14 protein-coding genes are annotated in these 16,706 nt (G+C 71.8%); 6 read left to right on the top strand and 8 right to left on the bottom strand.

Going from position 1 to position 16,706, the window contains the following annotated elements; translation table 11 throughout:
* Window positions 1-22: 22 nt before the first annotated feature.
* The 4 genes from pgaC to ACWTPI_RS24880 all read left to right on the top strand — a co-directional run bounded on the left by pgaC (window position 23) and on the right by ACWTPI_RS24880 (window position 4,942).
* On the top strand, window positions 23-1,345 hold the full coding sequence (pgaC, locus tag ACWTPI_RS24895) for a poly-beta-1,6-N-acetyl-D-glucosamine synthase (RefSeq protein ID WP_059414004.1): 1,323 nt from the start codon (window positions 23-25) through the stop codon (window positions 1,343-1,345).
* 13 nt (window positions 1,346-1,358) lie between these two features.
* Window positions 1,359-1,802: a hypothetical protein gene (locus tag ACWTPI_RS24890; protein ID WP_020201502.1), complete on the top strand. Its 444-nt coding sequence runs from the start codon at window positions 1,359-1,361 to the stop codon at window positions 1,800-1,802.
* An 84-nt stretch (window positions 1,803-1,886) separates the two neighbouring features.
* Window positions 1,887-3,716 carry a glutamine--fructose-6-phosphate transaminase (isomerizing) gene (gene glmS / locus ACWTPI_RS24885; protein WP_454733041.1) on the top strand — a complete coding sequence of 610 codons (1,830 nt, stop codon included), beginning with the start codon at window positions 1,887-1,889 and terminating at the stop codon, window positions 3,714-3,716.
* Window positions 3,717-3,718: 2 nt separating this feature from the next.
* Window positions 3,719-4,942 (top strand): hypothetical protein, encoded by a 1,224-nt coding sequence (locus ACWTPI_RS24880; RefSeq protein ID WP_454733040.1) that lies wholly within the window; start codon window positions 3,719-3,721, stop codon window positions 4,940-4,942.
* Window positions 4,943-4,972: 30 nt separating this feature from the next.
* Here ACWTPI_RS24880 and ACWTPI_RS24875 read toward each other — a convergent pair whose 3' ends face one another.
* Window positions 4,973-5,248, bottom strand: coding sequence for a hypothetical protein (locus ACWTPI_RS24875; RefSeq protein ID WP_059414000.1), 276 nt, complete (start codon window positions 5,246-5,248; stop codon window positions 4,973-4,975).
* 50 nt (window positions 5,249-5,298) lie between these two features.
* Window positions 5,299-6,021, bottom strand: coding sequence for a helix-turn-helix transcriptional regulator (locus tag ACWTPI_RS24870; protein ID WP_020201506.1), 723 nt, complete (start codon window positions 6,019-6,021; stop codon window positions 5,299-5,301).
* Window positions 6,022-6,093: 72 nt separating this feature from the next.
* On the opposite strand from ACWTPI_RS24870, the gene ACWTPI_RS24865 reads away from it, so the two are divergent.
* Window positions 6,094-6,270, top strand: coding sequence for a hypothetical protein (locus tag ACWTPI_RS24865; RefSeq protein ID WP_454733039.1), 177 nt, complete (start codon window positions 6,094-6,096; stop codon window positions 6,268-6,270).
* 519 nt (window positions 6,271-6,789) lie between these two features.
* Here the strand turns inward: ACWTPI_RS24865 and ACWTPI_RS24860 are convergent.
* The 3 genes from ACWTPI_RS24860 to ACWTPI_RS24850 form a co-directional block, all read right to left on the bottom strand.
* Window positions 6,790-8,352: a class I adenylate-forming enzyme family protein gene (locus ACWTPI_RS24860; RefSeq protein ID WP_454733038.1), complete on the bottom strand. Its 1,563-nt coding sequence runs from the start codon at window positions 8,350-8,352 to the stop codon at window positions 6,790-6,792.
* Between the two features lie 232 nt (window positions 8,353-8,584).
* Window positions 8,585-8,887: a YciI family protein gene (locus tag ACWTPI_RS24855; protein WP_454733037.1), complete on the bottom strand. Its 303-nt coding sequence runs from the start codon at window positions 8,885-8,887 to the stop codon at window positions 8,585-8,587.
* 105 nt (window positions 8,888-8,992) lie between these two features.
* Window positions 8,993-9,859, bottom strand: coding sequence for an alpha/beta fold hydrolase (locus tag ACWTPI_RS24850; RefSeq protein ID WP_454733036.1), 867 nt, complete (start codon window positions 9,857-9,859; stop codon window positions 8,993-8,995).
* A gap of 483 nt (window positions 9,860-10,342) precedes the next feature.
* Between ACWTPI_RS24850 and ACWTPI_RS24845 the strand changes: the two genes are divergently transcribed.
* Window positions 10,343-11,692: a tail fiber protein gene (locus tag ACWTPI_RS24845; protein ID WP_454733035.1), complete on the top strand. Its 1,350-nt coding sequence runs from the start codon at window positions 10,343-10,345 to the stop codon at window positions 11,690-11,692.
* Window positions 11,693-11,755: 63 nt separating this feature from the next.
* Here the strand turns inward: ACWTPI_RS24845 and ACWTPI_RS24840 are convergent, their stop codons facing one another.
* From ACWTPI_RS24840 to ACWTPI_RS24830, 3 genes are all read right to left on the bottom strand, one after another.
* Complete coding sequence (locus tag ACWTPI_RS24840; protein ID WP_454733034.1) at window positions 11,756-12,874, bottom strand: succinylglutamate desuccinylase/aspartoacylase family protein; 1,119 nt, start codon at window positions 12,872-12,874, stop codon at window positions 11,756-11,758.
* Between the two features lie 73 nt (window positions 12,875-12,947).
* The gene (gene acnA, locus ACWTPI_RS24835) at window positions 12,948-15,593 is read right to left on the bottom strand and encodes an aconitate hydratase AcnA (RefSeq protein WP_454733033.1); all 2,646 of its coding nucleotides are present in this window, start codon (window positions 15,591-15,593) and stop codon (window positions 12,948-12,950) included.
* Window positions 15,593-16,657 carry an ornithine cyclodeaminase gene (locus ACWTPI_RS24830; RefSeq protein WP_454733032.1) on the bottom strand — a complete coding sequence of 355 codons (1,065 nt, stop codon included), beginning with the start codon at window positions 16,655-16,657 and terminating at the stop codon, window positions 15,593-15,595. Before ACWTPI_RS24830 ends, acnA begins: the two co-directional genes overlap by 1 nt.
* Window positions 16,658-16,706 lie beyond the last annotated feature (49 nt).

Raw genomic sequence — 16,706 nt, 5'->3', positions numbered from 1 at the left:
CCGAACGAAGCTGGGAGATACCATGAAAAACACCGCGAGCCTGATCTCGAACTTCGTCTTCTACTACCCGCTGTTCATGTCGTACCTGTGGATGACCGGCGGCCTGCTGCACTACTTCCTGATCGAGCGGCGCGAGCGCAAGAAGCTGCGCGCCGACGACCCGCCCGAGTTCCCCAAGGTCTCGGTCATCGTGCCCTGCTACAACGAGCAGGACAACGTGCGCGAGGTCATCGCCAACCTGGCGCGGCTGCACTACCCCAACTACAACATCATCGCCGTCAACGACGGCAGCCGCGACGCCACCGGCGCCATCCTCAACGAGTTGACCGAGCAGTACCCGCAGTTGCTGGTGATCCACCAGAACAACAACGAGGGCAAGGCCATCGGCCTGACCACGGCCACCATGCTGACCGATGCCGAGTACCTGCTGTGCATCGACGGCGACTCGCTGCCCGACCCCGACGCGATCGGCTGGATGCTGCGCCACTTCCTCAAGGACCCCGGCGTGGGCGCCGTCACCGGCAACCCGCGCATCCGCAACCGCACCTCGCTGCTGGGGCGCATGCAGGTCGGCGAGTTCTCCTCCATCGTCGGGCTGATCAAGCGCACGCAGGAAATGTACGGCCGCCTGCTCACCGTGTCCGGCGTGATCTGCATGTTCCGCAAGAGCGCGCTGCGCAGCGTGGGCTACTGGAGCCCCGACATGCTCACCGAGGACATCGACATCAGCTGGAAGCTGCAGGTCCACGGCTGGCGCCTGCACTTCGAGCCGCGCGCGCTGAGCTGGATCCTGATGCCGGAGACCCTGCGCGGCCTGTTCCGCCAGCGCCTGCGCTGGGCGCGCGGCGGCATCCAGGTGCTGCGCCGCTACGCCGCGCCCATCGTCGCCCGCCGGCGGCCGATGCTGTGGCCGATCTTCCTCGAATACTCGGTCAGCGTGGTGTGGGCCTACTGCATGCTGTTCACGCTGGCCATGACCGCCGCCACCGCGCTGTTCACCCTGCCCGACTCCTGGCGCTTCGCCAGCATGCCGCGCGGCGCGGGGGTGTTCCTGTTCCTGACCTGCTGCCTGCAGATCCTGGTCGGCTGCGCCATCGACCACCGCTACGACACGCGGCTGCTGCGCTATCTGCTGGACACGATCTGGTACCCGGTCGCGTTCTGGACCATCAGCATGGTCGCATCGGTGATCGCCCTGCCCAGCGTGCTGCTGCACCAGCGCCGCACCCGGGCCAGGTGGGTCAGCCCCGACCGGGGCATCCGCGCGGACACGCCGGCATCCGCGCCGCCGCAGCCACCCGTGCCGGCACCGTCGCACGCTGCGCCACTCGAGCAGCACCACTGAGGAGGAAACGATCATGGAAAACCCGATCATCGACGCATCGAACGCCACGCTCGGCCATTACCTGCAGCGCCACGCGCGCAGCGAGGCGCTGCGGCGCTATCTCTGGTACCGCCTGGCGCGGCCGCTGCTGGTGGCCTCGATCTGGGTCATGGCGGCGCTCTACATCGGCTGGTGCGTCACCTCGGCCGGCAGCAACGAATTCACGCTGCGCGGCATCGTGCCGGACGTGCTGGTGGTGCTCGGCATGATCGCCTCGCTCACGCTGTGGACCACGGTGCGCCGCCTCGAGCAGAGCGTCTCCGGCGCGATGCGCCCGGCGCGCGCGGTGCCCGCCACGACGCTGGACCTGGCCCGCGACGTGGTGCTGGCGGTGGGGCCGAGCCGCCGCCTGGTGGCCTACCACGACGACGACGGCCTGATCTCGCGCGTCGCGCCGCTGCAGCAGGAACTCGCCTGAGCCGCGAGGCCCGTCCCGCGCGCGCGGCCGCCGGCCGCGCGCGCCTTCACCGAGCATGAACTCAGCTATCCGGGGGAAATCATCATGTGTGGCATTGTCGGTGCAGTCTCTCAACGCAACGTGACGCCGGTCCTGCTCGAAGGGCTGCGGCGCCTCGAATACCGCGGCTACGATTCGTGCGGCATCGCCGTGCTGCAGGAAGGCGAGCCGCGGCGCGCGCGCAGCGTGTCGCGCGTGACCAACCTGGCGCAGCAGGTGCACCGCAGCCGGCTGGAAGGCACGGTGGGCATCGCCCACACGCGCTGGGCCACGCACGGCGCGCCGCTCACCCACAACGCCCACCCGATCTTCTCCAGCGGCGAGATCGCGCTGGTGCATAACGGCATCATCGAGAACCACGAAGCGCTGCGCGAGACCCTGCGCGCGCGCGGCTACGCGTTCGAGTCGCAGACCGACACCGAGGTGATCGCCCACCTGATCCACCACTGCTTCCACCAGCAGGGCGACGGCGACCTGTGCCGCGCCGTGCAGCTCGCGCGCGCGCAGCTGCGCGGCGCCTACGCCATCGCCGTGTTCGCGCGCAGCCAGCCGGAACTGGTGATCGGCACGCGCTGCGGCTCGCCGCTGGTGGTCGGCCTGGGCGAGGACGGCAACTACCTGGCCTCGGACACGCTGGCGCTCACGGGCTACGCCGGGCGCTTCATCTACCTGGAGGAAGGCGACCTGGTCTCGCTGTCGCGCGACGGCATCGCGATCGTCAACCAGAACGGCGAGCCGGCCACGCGCGAGACCCACGAGCTGGCCGCCACCGAGTCCGCCGTCGAGCTCGGGCCCTACCAGCACTACATGCACAAGGAGATCTTCGAGCAGCCGGCCGTGATCGCCGATGCCACCGAGCGCCTCGACGCCTTCGAGCCGGCGCTGTTCGGCGCCGATGCGGCCGACCTGTTCGCGCGCATCGACTCGGTGCTGATCCTGGCCTGCGGCACCAGCTACCACGCCGGACTGACCGCCCGCTACTGGCTGGAGTCGATGGCGCAGATTCCCACCAGCGTGGAGATCGCCAGCGAATACCGCTATCGCGACAGCGTGCCGAACCCGCGGTGCCTGGTGCTGGCGATCTCGCAGTCCGGCGAGACCGCCGACACCCTGGCCGCGCTGCGGCACGCGCAGCGGCTCGGCCACCGCCACACGCTGGCGATCTGCAACGTGGCCGGCAGCGCCATCACGCGCCAGGCGCGCCTGCGCTTTCTCACGTGCGCCGGCGCGGAGATCGGCGTGGCGTCCACCAAGGCCTTCACCACGCAGCTGGCGGCGCTGTTCGTGCTCACCGCCACGCTGGCCAGGTGCCGCGGCTGGCTCGGCGCGTGGCAGGAAGCGGTCATGCTGCAGCAGCTGCACCACCTGCCCGCGGCGCTCAACGGCGTGCTGGCGCTGGAGCCGCAGATCAAGGCCTGGGCCGCGGTGCTGTCGCGCCACGAGAATGCGCTGTTCCTCGGCCGCGGCATCCACTACCCGATCGCGCTCGAAGGCGCGCTCAAGCTCAAGGAAATCTCGTACATCCACGCCGAGGCCTATCCGGCCGGCGAGCTCAAGCATGGCCCGCTGGCGCTGGTGACGGAGAAGATGCCGGTCATCGCGGTCGCGCCCAACAACGCGCTGCTGGAAAAGCTCAAGTCCAACCTGGAAGAGGTGCGCACGCGCGGCGGCGAGCTCTACGTGTTCGCCGACGCCGGCACCATGATCGAGAGCGCGCCCGGGCTGCACGTCATCCGCATGCCCGAGCACTACGGCCGGCTCTCGCCGCTCCTGCACGTGGTGCCGCTGCAATTGCTGGCCTACCACACCGCGTGCGCGCGCGGCACCGACGTGGACAAGCCGCGCAACCTGGCCAAGTCGGTCACGGTGGAATGAGCATGCGCCGGCAAGCGATGCGCCGCCCGTCCGGTTTGCTGCCGCTGCTGCTGGCCGGCGCGCTGTGCGCGGGGCCGGCGGCGGCCGGGCCCGAAGTCGATCCCGCAGTCGGCCCCAAGCCCGGCCCCGACCCGCGCGCGTACATGCACGGCATCGGCGCGGTGGCGGGGCCCGCCGGCCTGACCTACGTCTTCTTCAGCAGCTCGGGCCTGCCGCCGCGCGGCCCGGGGCGCGACCGCAACTGGACCCACGACATCTACGTCGCCAGCTGGAAGCCCGGGCAGGCCGCGCTCGGCGAGCCGCGCGTGCTGTACGCGCGCAACGAGGCGCAGGAGCCGGTCTCCGCCGCGCGGACCGCCGACGGCCGCATCATGCTCAGCTTCGAGGACGGCTGGAACACCGCCCGCAACGTCAGCCAGCGCTACCTGGTCTACGGCCCCGACCTGCGCCCGCGGCAGGCCGGCGCGCGCGACGTGCGCGCCGGCGGCCATTCCGGCCACGTCGCCGCGGTCGGCAACCGCTTCGTGGTGTTCTACTCGGACGACTGGGTCGACGGCGGCGGCGTGGACGATCTCGGCACCGGCAACGGCGTGTACCTCAAGACCTACGACAGCGCCGGCCGGCTGCTGCGCAGCGCCGACGTGGCCAGGAACACGCGGCAGTGGTGGCCGCTGCTGGCCGCCTCGGACAACGAGGCGCTGCTGGTCTGGCAGGAGTTCGTGCCGGGCCGCACCTACGCGCGCCTGCGCACGGCGGTCTACCGGCCCGGCGCGGCCGCGCCCGGCGCGCCGCGGGTGCTCGACGAGCGCCTGGCCTACTACACCTACGGCGTAGCCTACGTGCCGGCGCTCGCGCGCTTCCTCGTGGTCGGCACCGGCGCCGGCGGCCGCGGCTTCGCCCATCTGCTGGACACCGCGGGCCGCGTCACCGCCTCGCTGCGCTGCATGCCGGCCAGCGTGCGCGAGGCCGGCATCGCGGTGATCGGCGACAAGGCCTTCACGCCGGCGCAGGACGGCCGCCTGCTCCATCTCCAGTTGTCCGCCGATGCCATCGCGCTGGCCGGCAGCCAGCCCTCGCCGGTGCCGTGGCGCATCCAGGGCAGCCTCGGGCTCGCGCATTCGGCCACCTCGCTGCACTGGGTCTCGCTCACGCCGGAGGGCCTGCGCGAAGCGGATTTCGACCTGCGCGCGGCCACGCCGCCGTCCGCGGCCGACCGCTGCGAATAGCACGAACAGTGCGAACAGTGCCGCCCGGCGCTATTCGCGCGGCCCCCACGACGCCAGGATCTCGCGCGTGTCGATGGCCGCGCGCGCGAGCGCCACCGCTTCCTCGATGGCCTCGTCCTCGTCCAGCGCCAGCCGGTGGTCGAGGCCGTCGCAGACGAACCTGCCGCAGAGCACGGAGTCCAGGTCGATCGCGCCCGGCCCGCTGACCGCGAACGCCTCGTACACGCTGATCCACAAACCCGTGGCGCCGCGCTGCGCGAACGCCCGGACCTCGAAGCCGCGATAGGCAAAGTACCTCGTGCGCATGTCCGTTCCTCGTCCGTTCCCTCGTTCACCGGCGGCCGCGCCGGCGCGGTTCAGCCGTTGACCGCCCGCGACTCGCGCCGGTCGGCCTCCAGCCTGGCCCCGCGCTGGCGCGCGGCGTAGATGGCCTCGGTCTTGTTGCGCACCTGCAGGCGCTGGTAGATCAGCGCCACGTGGCTTTTCACGGTGGCCACCGAGATATTGAGCATGCGGCTGACCGTCTTGATCGGATAACCCTGCGACAGCAGCACCAGCACCTCGTACTGGCGCGGCGTGAGCTGCAGCAGCCGGGCCTCGCCGATCAGGTCGGGGCCGCCGTCCTGCGGGGACAGCGTCGCCAGCGACAGGCGCCGCTGCGGACCGGCCTCGCCGTGGCCGCGCGCCTTGCCGGCCAGCGCCAGCCGGATCACCGCCTCGATCGCGCCGAGCGACGCCGAGCGCGGCAGCCACGTGCAACTGCCGCGCGCCAGCCCCGCCGGCAGGATGCCGGGCTGCATGGAATCGGCGAACAGCAGCAGGCATTGCGGCGACAGCAGCTCGCAGGCGGTTTCCAGCAGCCACCGCTGGCGCTCCGCCTCGGCCGGCACGCCCAGGATCACCAGCGCGATGTCGCCGACCGGGCCGCGCAGCATCGCCAGCTCGGCCGGCGCCACGCAGATCACCTCGCCCACGCCTTCGATGTTGCCCAGGATGTGGAGCAATCCCAGCCGCAGCAATGCATTGTCTTCGATCAGCAATGCATTCACGGTGCCCTGGCCAATGATTTCGGTTCTCATATGCTCTGCCCCTTATGGCTCGGCTCGACCCGATGCCCTGCGATAATCGGAAAAATACAATCGGCATCCGTCATGGAATTCGATTTATCTCCAGGCACGGACATTGCCTGTATTTTTCCGGAGGAAAATAAAGCCGGCGCGCGCCGGCATTGCCGCGTTCGAAAATCGGAAAATCGTGAGGATGACATGCGCGCGCGGCCCCGGCGGCGGCGAAAAGCCCGCCCCGTTGCCGGCATCGGGATTGCGTGAAAAAGCGTGCGCTCGTTTTCCGCACGCCGGCCGGAAGCCGCGCCATGCGCGCCTTCCTGGCGGACCGGATGCCGCCGGCCCGCGAGGCCGGCGGCCGGGGAGGCGGGCCTGCGCCCCGCTCTCCCGTCGTTTCATTTTTGGAACCTGAGCCGTTATCGGTCGGCCCTTCGCTCATCCACCCGCCCGCAATCCGTCATCATCGACCGCAATCAGTAAAGCACCATTCGCCTCCTGTCGCTTCTCATGCCATTTCGTGCCCGTCTTTGCGCGGCACCGGATAATCAATTCAATTAAAGAATTGTTATCTTTACATGCAAAAGAATATGCGGCAGCCAGAGGTTTTTCTCCCCACTAAGGCGGGGTTTCTGGAAGTTTTAAGGATGAGATGGATTTTCGGCGCGAGTTTCGGCAAAAGCGGAACACGAGCGAGGGCATACGCGCTGGCCGCGATCGCGGGCATTTGCCGTTGCGCCATGCGCGCAGGGCGCGCGGGCACCGCGAGGCGCCCGCGCCGCGGCCTCAGTCCAGCACGCGCGCCGGGCTGAACGCGTCGCGCAATTCGCGCTTGAGCACCTTGCCGATGGCGCTGCGCGGCAGCGTGTCCACCAGCTCCAGCGCGGCCAGGCGCTGGGTCTTGCCGACCTGCCCGTTGGCCCATGCCATCAGCGCTTCGGCGGACACGTCCACGCCGTCGCGCAGCACCACGAAGGCCACCGGCGTCTCGCCCCAGCGCGGCGAAGGCACGCCCACCACGGCGCAATCCGCCACCGCGGGATGCTGCTGCAGGACCGCCTCCAGGTCGCTCGGATAGATGTTGAAGCCGCCGCTGATGATCATGTCCTTCTTGCGGTCCATCAGCGTGAGGAAGCCGTCCTCGTCGAAGCGGCCCACGTCGCCGGTGCGGATGAACAGCTTGCCGCTGGCATCGCGCCAGTGCGCGGCGGCGGTCTTCTCGGGCTGCTTGTGGTAGCCGCTCATGATGGTGCTGGAGCTGCCCACCACTTCACCGATCTCGCCCACCGGCACTTCCCTGCCCTCGTCGTCGATCAGGCGGATGTCGTGCCCTTCCATCGGCCGGCCCACGGTATGGAGCTTGCCGGGGAACTCATGCGCGGCCAGCACGCAGCTGCCGCCGCCCTCGGTCATGCCGTAGTACTCCACCAGCCCGCCCGGCCAGCGCCTGAGCACGTCGGCCTTGAGCGCGGCGCTCAGCGGCGCGCTGGTGGAGAACTTCATGCGGTAGGAGGACAAGTCGTAGCTGTCGAAATCCGGGCGCGCCAGCAGGCGCTGGTACTGCACCGGCACCAGCATGCTGTGCGTGACGCGGTGCGCCGCGGCCAGCTCCAGGTAGCGCTGCGCGTCGAACTTGGGCATCAGGATCGCGGTGCCGCCCAGCGCCAGCGTGGGCAGGAAGCTCACCAGCGTGGTGTTGGAATACAGCGGCGTGGAGATCAGCGTGATGGCGTCCGGGCCGTAGCCGCTGCTTTCCTGCACGCGGCGGATCTGGTTCCAGCGCAGCGCGTGCGCGTGCACGATGCCCTTGGGCGTGCCCGTGGTGCCCGACGAGTAGATGATGTTGAAGACCTGCTCCGGCTCGACCGGGCGCTCTTGCGGGCGGCTGCCCGCGGGCGCAAGCCACGCCTCGAACGACTGCCCGGCGGGCGCGCCCGCCAGCCCGACCAGCGGCACCGCGATGCGGTCGCGCACCGGCGCCAGCTCGCGCAGCACGTCCGCGTCCACGAACAGCAGCCGGGCATCGGAATCGGCCACCATGCCGGCCAGGCTGGCCGGCGTCGAGGACGGCGCCAGCGGCACCAGCGCCACGCCCGCGCGCAGGCCGCCGACCAGCAGCGCCGCGTACTCGATCGAAGCCGCCGCGCAGATCGCCAGCGCCGCGCCGGGCCGCAGGCCGTCGCGCTGCAAGGCGCTGGCCACCTGGTCGGCCAGCGCGTCGAATCCGGCGTAGGTCAGCGTGCGGCGGCTGTCGATCACCGCCACGTGCGCGGGCCGCTCGGCGGCGTGCAGCCGCACGCAGTCGGCCAGATTGCCGACCGGCTGCGCGAGAAGTTCTGTGATGCCCATGAGAAGTCCTGTCTCCATTGGATGCCGCGATCGGCCGCGGCGGCACGGGGCCGCGGCGGCTTTCGCGAACGGATTCATGTCGTCGAACGGGCAAGGGGCCGCGCCGTTCGTCCGTGCGTCCGCCCGGCTGCGGCGGACCCGCGGGATTCTCGCATGGGCGCGGCGTTATATTTTTGGGGCTGCGGAGACGGCAAGGCCCCGGGGCAGACCCGGGGCCTTCTCGCGGGAACGCTCAGGCCGGCGGAAAACCCACCTTCTGCGGCCACAGGTTGGCGAAGGCGTGGATGGTGGACTGCCCGTACACGCCGGCCTGCGTGAACGGCTCGGCCGCCAGCCACGCGCGCGCCTCCGCCTGCGAGGGAAAGTCGATCACCAGCAGGCTGCCGACCATCGTCTGGCCGTCGTCGCCGAGCAGCGGGCCGGCGAAGGCGATGCTGTCCGCCTTGGCGCCCAGATAGGCCTTGTGCTCGGGACGCACCCTGGCGCGCAGTTCGCCGGTGCCGGGCTTGTCGAGCAGATGAAATACGAACAGCATGGGATGACCTCCGCCTGGATGGGTTGGATAAGGTTGCGGCCGGCGCGGCCGGCGCCGGGTTGAGGATGAAATCGATCTCGAGGCTGGCGGAAGCAGCGGCGGGCGCTACGCCGCCAGCCACCCGTCCAGCAGCGCGTTGACCTCCGCGGGCGCCTCGTACTGGACCCAGTGCCCGGCCCCGGGCACGATGCGCACCTGCCGCCGCGCGCTGCCCTGCGTCATGGCCTGGCCCGCCGGCACCGGGTCGGCCGTCACGTCATGCTCGCCCCAGGCCAGCAGCACGTCGCCGCCGAAGGTGTCGAGCGCCTCGCGCAGGCCGCCCGCGCGCGAGATCGGCTTGCTGCGAAAGCGCGTGTGGCGGCAGGACACGGTATGCGCGTGCAAGGCCACGGCGTCGATCTTGTCCGGGTCGGCGATCATGAACGCGGCGAGGTTGTGGCGCATGGCCTGCGCCAGCGCGGCGTCGTCCGGCGCGCGGCGCCAGTCCACCAGCGCCTGCTGCTGGCGGCGCGCGCCGCCGTGCCCACCCGGGCCGAGCAGCGCCAGCCGGTTCACGCCGACGCGCGCGGCGGCCACGTGCGCCGCCACCAGCCCGCCGAACGAGAAGCCGGCGAGGTCGAAGCCGTCCGCGCAGCCCGGCAACTGGCCGGCCGCCGCGGCCAGCGCGCCGACGATCGCCGGCAGCTCGCTGGGCACGTCGCCGGATTCGCCGAAGCCCGGCATGTCCGGCGCCCAGACGGTGCGCCGCGCGGCCAGCGCCTCGATATTGCGCAGCCAGTGCAGCCAACTGCCGTGCCCGCCGTGCAGCAGCACCAGCGGGCGGCCCTGGCCGAAGCCGCGCCACACCACGCGGCAGCCGCCGGCCTCGGTGACGACGCGCCGGGCCTGGCGCTCGAGCGCCGCGATGGCAAGCGAGGCGGCTGCGGCGGCCTCGGCGGATGGAAGGGAAAGATCGGGAACCGTGCCTTGCATGGCGAGCCTGCGGAAAAAAGCGCTGAACGAGCGACGAACGAACCAGGAATATCCGCCGGCACGGGCGGCCGGCGAGCCAGGCGGCAGTGTAGCGCCATGTGCCGCCAGGCCGCGCGGTTGCGTCGAAGATGCCCGGACTTGCGCCAATGGCGCCGGACCAACACCCAACCGAAGAGGGGATTGGATTCTCGCGAGCGGGCAGGCGCAACGGTTCGCGGGCCGCGCGGTCGATGCCGGCGCGGCCATGTGGCGCAATTTCATCATGGCGCCCGGCGGCGCCGATAGAATACCGCCCCGGAACGCCGCCTGCCCACCGCTTCGCCTGCTGGGCCGGATGGCTTCCGGGCCGAAGCCCCGTCCGGGACTGCCGGCCCAGCAGGGTCACTGCGCCACCCGGCGCGCCAAACACCAACACGGCAAGAACACAGACGTCCGGCCCTCGATCGCCGGGCGCGCAGCCAATCGGGAAACCAGGGGAATATCATGAAGCAAGCCAGGACACGTTCGATCTATCTGTCGGTCATCGCAGCCGCGGTGCTGAGCGCCTGCGGCGGCGGCGACGACGGCGCCCAGTCCGCGGGCGCCTCCGCCGGCACCGCGCCGCCGCCGGCCACCATCTCGGGCGTGGCCGCCACCGGCGCGCCCATCGCCAATGCCGTGGTCGACATCCGGTGCGCGGCCGGCACGGCCACCGCCACCACCTCCGCCACCGGCGCATGGAGCGTCTCGGCAGCCGGCCTGGCCGTGCCCTGCGCGGCGCGCGTGACCGGCCCGAGCGGCGTGCTGCACACGCTCATCACCGGACCCGGCACCACCAACATCACGCCCATCACCGAACTGGTGGTGGCGAGCGCCGCCCAGAACCCGGACACCGAAGCCTTCTTCAACACCTTCTCCACGACCTCGGGCAACGCCGCCATCAACCGCCTGCCGACCGCGCTGACGCTGACCAGGCAGCGGCTGGCCAACCTCGGCGTCTCGGTGGACACGCTCAACCTGATGAACCAGGCGTTCCAGCCCCAGGCCGGCGACGCCTACGACGACAAGCTCGAAGCGCTGATCGTGCGCCTGAAGGCCACCAACGCCACGCTGACCACGGTGGCGCAGGACCTCGCCCGCGGCGACGTGGGCGCGCCGGGGGCGCAAGGCGCGACCGGGGCCACCGGCGCGGCGGGCGCCACGGGTGCCGACGGCGCGCCCGGTGTTCCGGGCGCCACCGGCGCGACCGGCCCGCAAGGCAGCACGGGGCCGGTCGGTGCGACCGGCGCGACCGGCGTCGGCGGCAACAACGGCGCGACCGGTCCCACGGGGGCGACGGGGGCGGTCGGCGCGACCGGCAGCACGGGCGTCACCGGACCGACCGGCACCACCGGCGCGACGGGCGTCACCGGCCCCCAGGGCTCTCCCGGCACGCAAGGCGCCACGGGGGCGACCGGCGCCCAGGGTAGTACGGGGGCGACCGGCGTGACCGGCGCCACGGGGGCCACCGGTCCTACGGGGGCGGCCGGCGCAACTGGCGCCACCGGCGCGACCGGCGCCACGGGCAGCGTGCCTGGCCTGGGCACGCCAAGTCATGCCGCCGACGGCAATGGCAGCGGCATGTGCACGATCGGTACCGTCTGGCTGACAGCAGCCACGGTGGGAGAAGGCATGGCCGCGGATGGCCGGCTGCTGCCGATCAACGCGTATATGGCGCTGTTCAGCTTGCTGGGCACCAACTTCGGCGGCGACGGCGTCACCAATTTTGCATTGCCGAACCTGTCGTCCGTCACGCCGAACGGGCTGACCTACATGATCTGCGTCGACGGCGTCTTCCCCTCGCGCGTCAACTAGCCGGCGCAACGGGCGGATGGCCATGCCAGGATCATCCGCCCGCGCCGGCTGCCGCCGGCCTCCTCACGGACTCAGCAGCTTCCCCGTGCGGAACGCCCGCGCGCCGGACACACGGCCGATCTGGTCGCCCGGCTTCACGTAGCGCACCTCCCGTCCCATGTAGAACACACCGTCGGTATGGCTGACGGTGGTGGCGCGCGTGCCTTCGACCGGATCGACGATGTCGAACAGCGGCTGCCCGGCCGTCACCCGCTCGCCCACCTGCGCGCGATACACCAGCAGGCCCGCCGCGCCCGCCACCAGCTGCTCGCTGCCGGCCAGCGGCGTGGCGGGCTGCGGCAGCGGGGGCAGCGGCGGCGCCTCGCCGGCGATGGCGCCGATGTGGGTCAGGTAGTCGAGCAGCGCCTGGGTGTCCTGCTGCGCGAGCGCGTCGGTCACGTCGCGCTGGCCGCGGTGCTCCACCGTCACGGCGATGCTGCCGTGCGGGATCGGGAAGCGCGCGCCGAACTCCTGCTGCAACTGCCACCACGTATAGCTGTGCGCCTCGTCGAACGAGTGCGCGCCGGAGTCGAGCGCCAGCAGGCTGGCGGTGGCGCCGAGATAGCGCGCCAGCGGCTCCACCTCGGGCCAGATCGCGTCGCCGGTGTACACGTGCATGGCCGCCTCGCGCGAGCAGTGCAGGTCGAGCACCACCTCGGCGTCGTGCGCCAGCAGCATCAGCGCCTGCTGCAGCGACTGGAAGGCGTTCACCGGCGGCTGCGCCAGCAGCGCCTCGCGCCAGGCCGCGCGGATGACGCGCAGGTTGTGCGCGCCATCCTGCGTGAGCTTGTCCTCCACCGCCGCCGCGACCGGCTTGAACAGCATCGGGAAACCGCGGTTGAAATTGTTGCCGCTCGACAATTCGAAGCGGCCGATGAAGCCGCCCAGCACCGCCTGGCCCAGGCCGATCGGGTTGGCGGCGCTGACCAGCACCACCTGCGCGCGCAGGCGGCCCTGCGCTTCGAGCTCCCGCAGGCGGGCCTTGAGCGTGACGGCCACCAGCATGGCGGGAATCTCGTCGGCATGCAGGCCGGCCTGCACGTAGATCTTGCGCGCGGCGCCGGCGTCGCCGAAATGGTGGCTGGCGAGTTGCAGGGCAAGGCCCGGCGCCGGGGCAATCAGGGGATGGATCTGGCTTTGCATATGGGGTCGCTCGGTTGGCGCTTGATTGATGTGCGCGGTTGATGTTCGGTCCGTGGCTTGCGCGGATGCCCGCTCATGGCGCGGCGGCGGTGCCGCCCTGCTGCCCGTGCCGTGCCAGCGTCTGGCGCAGGATCGCCGGGATCACGCCGCCGTGCCGCAGCAGTTCGACTTCGAGCCGGGTCTCCACCGCGGCCGTGGCGTCGAACGATGCCACCGTGCCGTCGCCGCGCACGATGCGCACCGGCACCGCGCAGCGCGGCGCCAGCCGCTCCGGCGGCGCGCCCACGTGGATGCGGTCGCCGGGCCGGATGGCCAGCGTGCGCGGATGCATGCCCGCGGGCATGCGCAGCGGCAGGATGCCCATGCCGATCAGGTTGGCGCGGTGAATCCGCTCGAAGCTGCACGCCAGCACGGCGCGGATGCCCAGCAGGCGCTGGCCCTTGGCCGCCCAGTCGCGCGACGAGCCGGTGCCGTAGCGCTCGCCGGCGACCAGCACCACGGCGTCGCCCTCCTCGGCGTAGCGCCGGGCCGCTTCGAAAACCGGCAGCACGGTGCCGCTGGGCGCGTGGACGGTATGCGCGGCCGGCGCGTCGGGCTCGAGCAGGTTGACCAGCGTCTTGTTGTAGAACGCCGCGCGCACCATCACTTCCCAGTTGCCGCGCCGCGAGGCGAACACGTTCAGGTCGTCGCGGTCGTCGCCGCGGCTGACCAGGAAATCGGCGACGTGGCAGTCCTTCGGGATCGCGCTGGCGGGCGAGATGTGGTCGGTGGTCACGTCGTCGCCGAGCACCAGCAGCGCATAGGCGCCGTAGTCGCCCAGCTGCGTGCCCTGGTCCGCCGCGGCGAACGGCGGGCGGCGCAGCGCCGTCGAGCGCGCGTCCCACGGATAGCGCGGCGTGTCGGCGAAAGGCAGGCTGTCCCACACCGGGTTGCGCGAAGCCGCGGCGAACGCGGGCCGATAGTCGGCGGCCTGCGTGCCGGCGGCCACGCAGGCCGCCACCTCCGCGCGCGTGGGCCACAGGTCCTTCAGGTACACCGGCGTGCCGTCCGGCGCGATCTGCACCGGGTCGCGGCCCAGGTCGCGCGCCGCGTCGCCGGCCAGCGCGAACGCCACCACCAGCGGCGGCGACATGATGAAGCCGAGGTCGAGATCGGGATGCACGCGGCCCGGGAAATTGCGGTTGCCGGACAGCATCGCCACCGGGCGCGCCGCCCGCCGCGCGATGGCGTCGCGGATCGGCGCGGTCAGCGGCCCCGCGTTGCCGATGCAGGTGGTGCAGCCGAAGCCGACGATGTCGAAGCCGAGCGCCGACAGATCGCCCAGCAGGCCGCCGCGCTCCAGGTAGATGGCCGCCGCCGGCGAGCCCGGCGCCAGCGAGGTCTTGACCCACGGCGGCGCCGACAGCCCGAGCGCGCGCGCCTTGCGGGCCAGCAGGCCCGCCGCGATCAGCAGGGCCGGGTCCGACGTATTGGTGCAGCTCGTGATGGCCGCGATGGCCACCGGGTGGCGCGGCAGGCCATGCTCCCGCCCCGCCGGCTCCGGTGCGAACGGCGCGAGCGCGCGGGCGGTCTCGGTATAGGACAGCAGGTCCTGCGGCCGCCGCGGGCCGGCCACGTGCATGCGGACCGCCGACAGGTCGAGGTCGAGCACGCGCGTGTAGCGCGGCGCGGCATCCGGCTCGAACCACAGGCCGGCGCGCCGGGCGTAGTCGCCGACCAGCGCCACGCCGGCTTCGCCGCGGCCGGTGGCGCGCAGGTAGTCCAGCGTGCGCGCGTCGATGGGAAAAAAGCCGGTGGTGGCCCCGTACTCGGGCGCCATGTTGGCCACCACCGCGCGCTCGCCCGCGCTCAGCGTCGCCACGCCGGGGCCGAAGAACTCGACGAACTCGCCCGCCACGCCGAGCGCGCGCAGGCGCTGCGTCACCGTCAGCGCGAGGTCGGTGGCCAGCGCCCACGGCGGCAGCGCGCCGGTCAGCCGCACGCCGGTGACGTCGGGCAGGCGCTGCATCACCGGCATGCCGAACATCACGGTCTGCGCCTCCAGCCCGCCCACGCCCCAGCCGAGCACGCCGATGCCGTTGATCATCGGCGTGTGGCTGTCGGTGCCGATCAGCGTGTCGGGCACGGCCCAGGCCTGGCCGTCGCGCTGCACCGTGGTCACCACCGTGGCCAGCTGCTCGAGGTTGATGGTGTGCATGATGCCGGTGCCCGGCGGATGGATGCGCACGCCGCGCAGCGCCTGCGACGCCCAGCGCAGGAAACCGTAGCGCTCGGCGTTGCGCCGGCCCTCGGTCTCCAGGTTGATCGCCGCGGCATCGGGCCGGGCGAACGCTTCCACGGCCAGCGAGTGGTCCACGGACACGTCCACCGGCAGCCCGGGATTGAGCACGGCGGGATCGACGCCGGCCTCGGCCAGCGCATCGCGCATGGCGGCGATGTCGACCAGCGCCGGCGTGCTGGTGGTGTCGTGCATCAGCACGCGGCCCGGCTGGAACGCGATCTCGGCCGTGCTGGTGCCGTGGTCCGGCCACGCCGCGATGGCGTCGATGGCGGCGTCGCGCTCCGCTCCCGCCATGTTGCGCGCGACGTTCTCCAGCAGCAGGCGCAGCACCACGGGCAGGCGCGGCAGCCGCTCGCCGAGCATCGCCGGCAGGTCGACGCAGCGGTATGTCAGGCCGCCGGAGTGGAACTCGCCGGCAAGGGGGCGGCAGTGCGTCATCAGGGCAGCGGGTAGGCCAGCTCGGCGGCGGGCGCCGGCGCCCGCGGTGCCTGCGACAACTGCGCGAACAGGTTCTTGGGGTCGTCCAGCACCGGGATCAGCGCGATGCGCTCGCCGATCTGGAGCAGCGCGGCCTGGTCGCGCAGGTAGCGCAGCGCGGAGAAGTCTTCCAGCGCGAAGCCGACCGAGTCGAACACCGTGATCTCGCCGGCGCCGCGGCGGCCGGGCGCCTGGCCCTCGAGCACGCGCCAGAGCTCGGTCACGGCGAAGTCCGCCGGCATCTGCTGCACGTCGCCTTCGATGCGGCTCTGCGGCTCGTATTCGACGAACACGCTGGCGCGGCGCAGCACGTCCGGGTGCAGCTCGGTCTTGCCCGGGCAATCGCCGCCCACGGCATTGAGGTGCATGCCGGGCTCGAGCATCTCCGGCGTGACGATGGTCGCGTAGGCCTTGTCGGCCGTGACCGTGGTGACGATGTCGGCGCCGCGCACGGCTTCGGCGGTGCTGGCGCACACGCGCAATTCGAGGCCGGGCACGTCGGCGAGATTGCGGCGCAGCCTGGCGGTGGCGGCGGCATCCACGTCGTAGGCCTGGATGCGGCGGACGCCCAGCAGGTGATAGAACGCCAGCGCCTGGAATTCGCTCTGCGCGCCGTTGCCGACCAGCGCCATCGTGGCGGCGTCGGCCCGCGCCAGCCGGCGCGCCGCCACCACCGACGTGGCCGCCGTGCGCAGCGCCGTGGTCAGCGTCAGCTCACTGAGCAGCAGCGGCATGCCGGTGGCCACCTCGGCCAGCACGCCGAACGCCATCACCGTGGGCAGGCCGCCGCGCGTGTTGCCCGGATGGCCGTTGACGTACTTGAAGCTGTAGAGGCTGGCGTCGGCCGTGGGCATCAGCTCGATCACGCCGGCCGGCGAGTGGCTGGCCGAGCGGGCGGACTTGTCGAACTCCCGCCAGCGGCGGAAGTCGTCCTCGATGTAGCCGGCCATGCCGCGCAGGGCATGCGCGATGCCGCGCGCGGCGATGATGCGGGATACGTGCTGGGTGGAAAGAAATGGCGTCATCTGTGGCTCCGGTGAGCGGGTCTGGAAAGTTGCGGACCATTCTCACCGC

It is taken from the genome of Cupriavidus ulmosensis, from assembly GCF_977008105.1.
This window is presented reverse-complemented; position numbering and strand designations above follow the sequence as displayed.

Bases quoted from the DNA above. Each gene is read 5' to 3' on its own strand.
- ACWTPI_RS24860 (WP_454733038.1), bottom strand. From the start codon at position 8,352: ATGGGCATCACAGAACTTCTCGCGCAGCCGGTCGGCAATCTGGCCGAC.
- ACWTPI_RS24890 (WP_020201502.1), top strand. From the start codon at position 1,359: ATGGAAAACCCGATCATCGACGCATCGAACGCCACGCTCGGCCATTAC.
- ACWTPI_RS24850 (WP_454733036.1), bottom strand. From the start codon at position 9,859: ATGCAAGGCACGGTTCCCGATCTTTCCCTTCCATCCGCCGAGGCCGCC.
- ACWTPI_RS24830 (WP_454733032.1), bottom strand. From the start codon at position 16,657: ATGACGCCATTTCTTTCCACCCAGCACGTATCCCGCATCATCGCCGCG.
- glmS (WP_454733041.1), top strand. From the start codon at position 1,887: ATGTGTGGCATTGTCGGTGCAGTCTCTCAACGCAACGTGACGCCGGTC.
- ACWTPI_RS24880 (WP_454733040.1), top strand. From the start codon at position 3,719: ATGCGCCGGCAAGCGATGCGCCGCCCGTCCGGTTTGCTGCCGCTGCTG.
- ACWTPI_RS24855 (WP_454733037.1), bottom strand. From the start codon at position 8,887: ATGCTGTTCGTATTTCATCTGCTCGACAAGCCCGGCACCGGCGAACTG.
- ACWTPI_RS24875 (WP_059414000.1), bottom strand. From the start codon at position 5,248: ATGCGCACGAGGTACTTTGCCTATCGCGGCTTCGAGGTCCGGGCGTTC.
- ACWTPI_RS24840 (WP_454733034.1), bottom strand. From the start codon at position 12,874: ATGCAAAGCCAGATCCATCCCCTGATTGCCCCGGCGCCGGGCCTTGCC.
- ACWTPI_RS24865 (WP_454733039.1), top strand. From the start codon at position 6,094: ATGGAATTCGATTTATCTCCAGGCACGGACATTGCCTGTATTTTTCCG.
- acnA (WP_454733033.1), bottom strand. From the start codon at position 15,593: ATGACGCACTGCCGCCCCCTTGCCGGCGAGTTCCACTCCGGCGGCCTG.
- ACWTPI_RS24845 (WP_454733035.1), top strand. From the start codon at position 10,343: ATGAAGCAAGCCAGGACACGTTCGATCTATCTGTCGGTCATCGCAGCC.
- ACWTPI_RS24870 (WP_020201506.1), bottom strand. From the start codon at position 6,021: ATGAGAACCGAAATCATTGGCCAGGGCACCGTGAATGCATTGCTGATC.
- pgaC (WP_059414004.1), top strand. From the start codon at position 23: ATGAAAAACACCGCGAGCCTGATCTCGAACTTCGTCTTCTACTACCCG.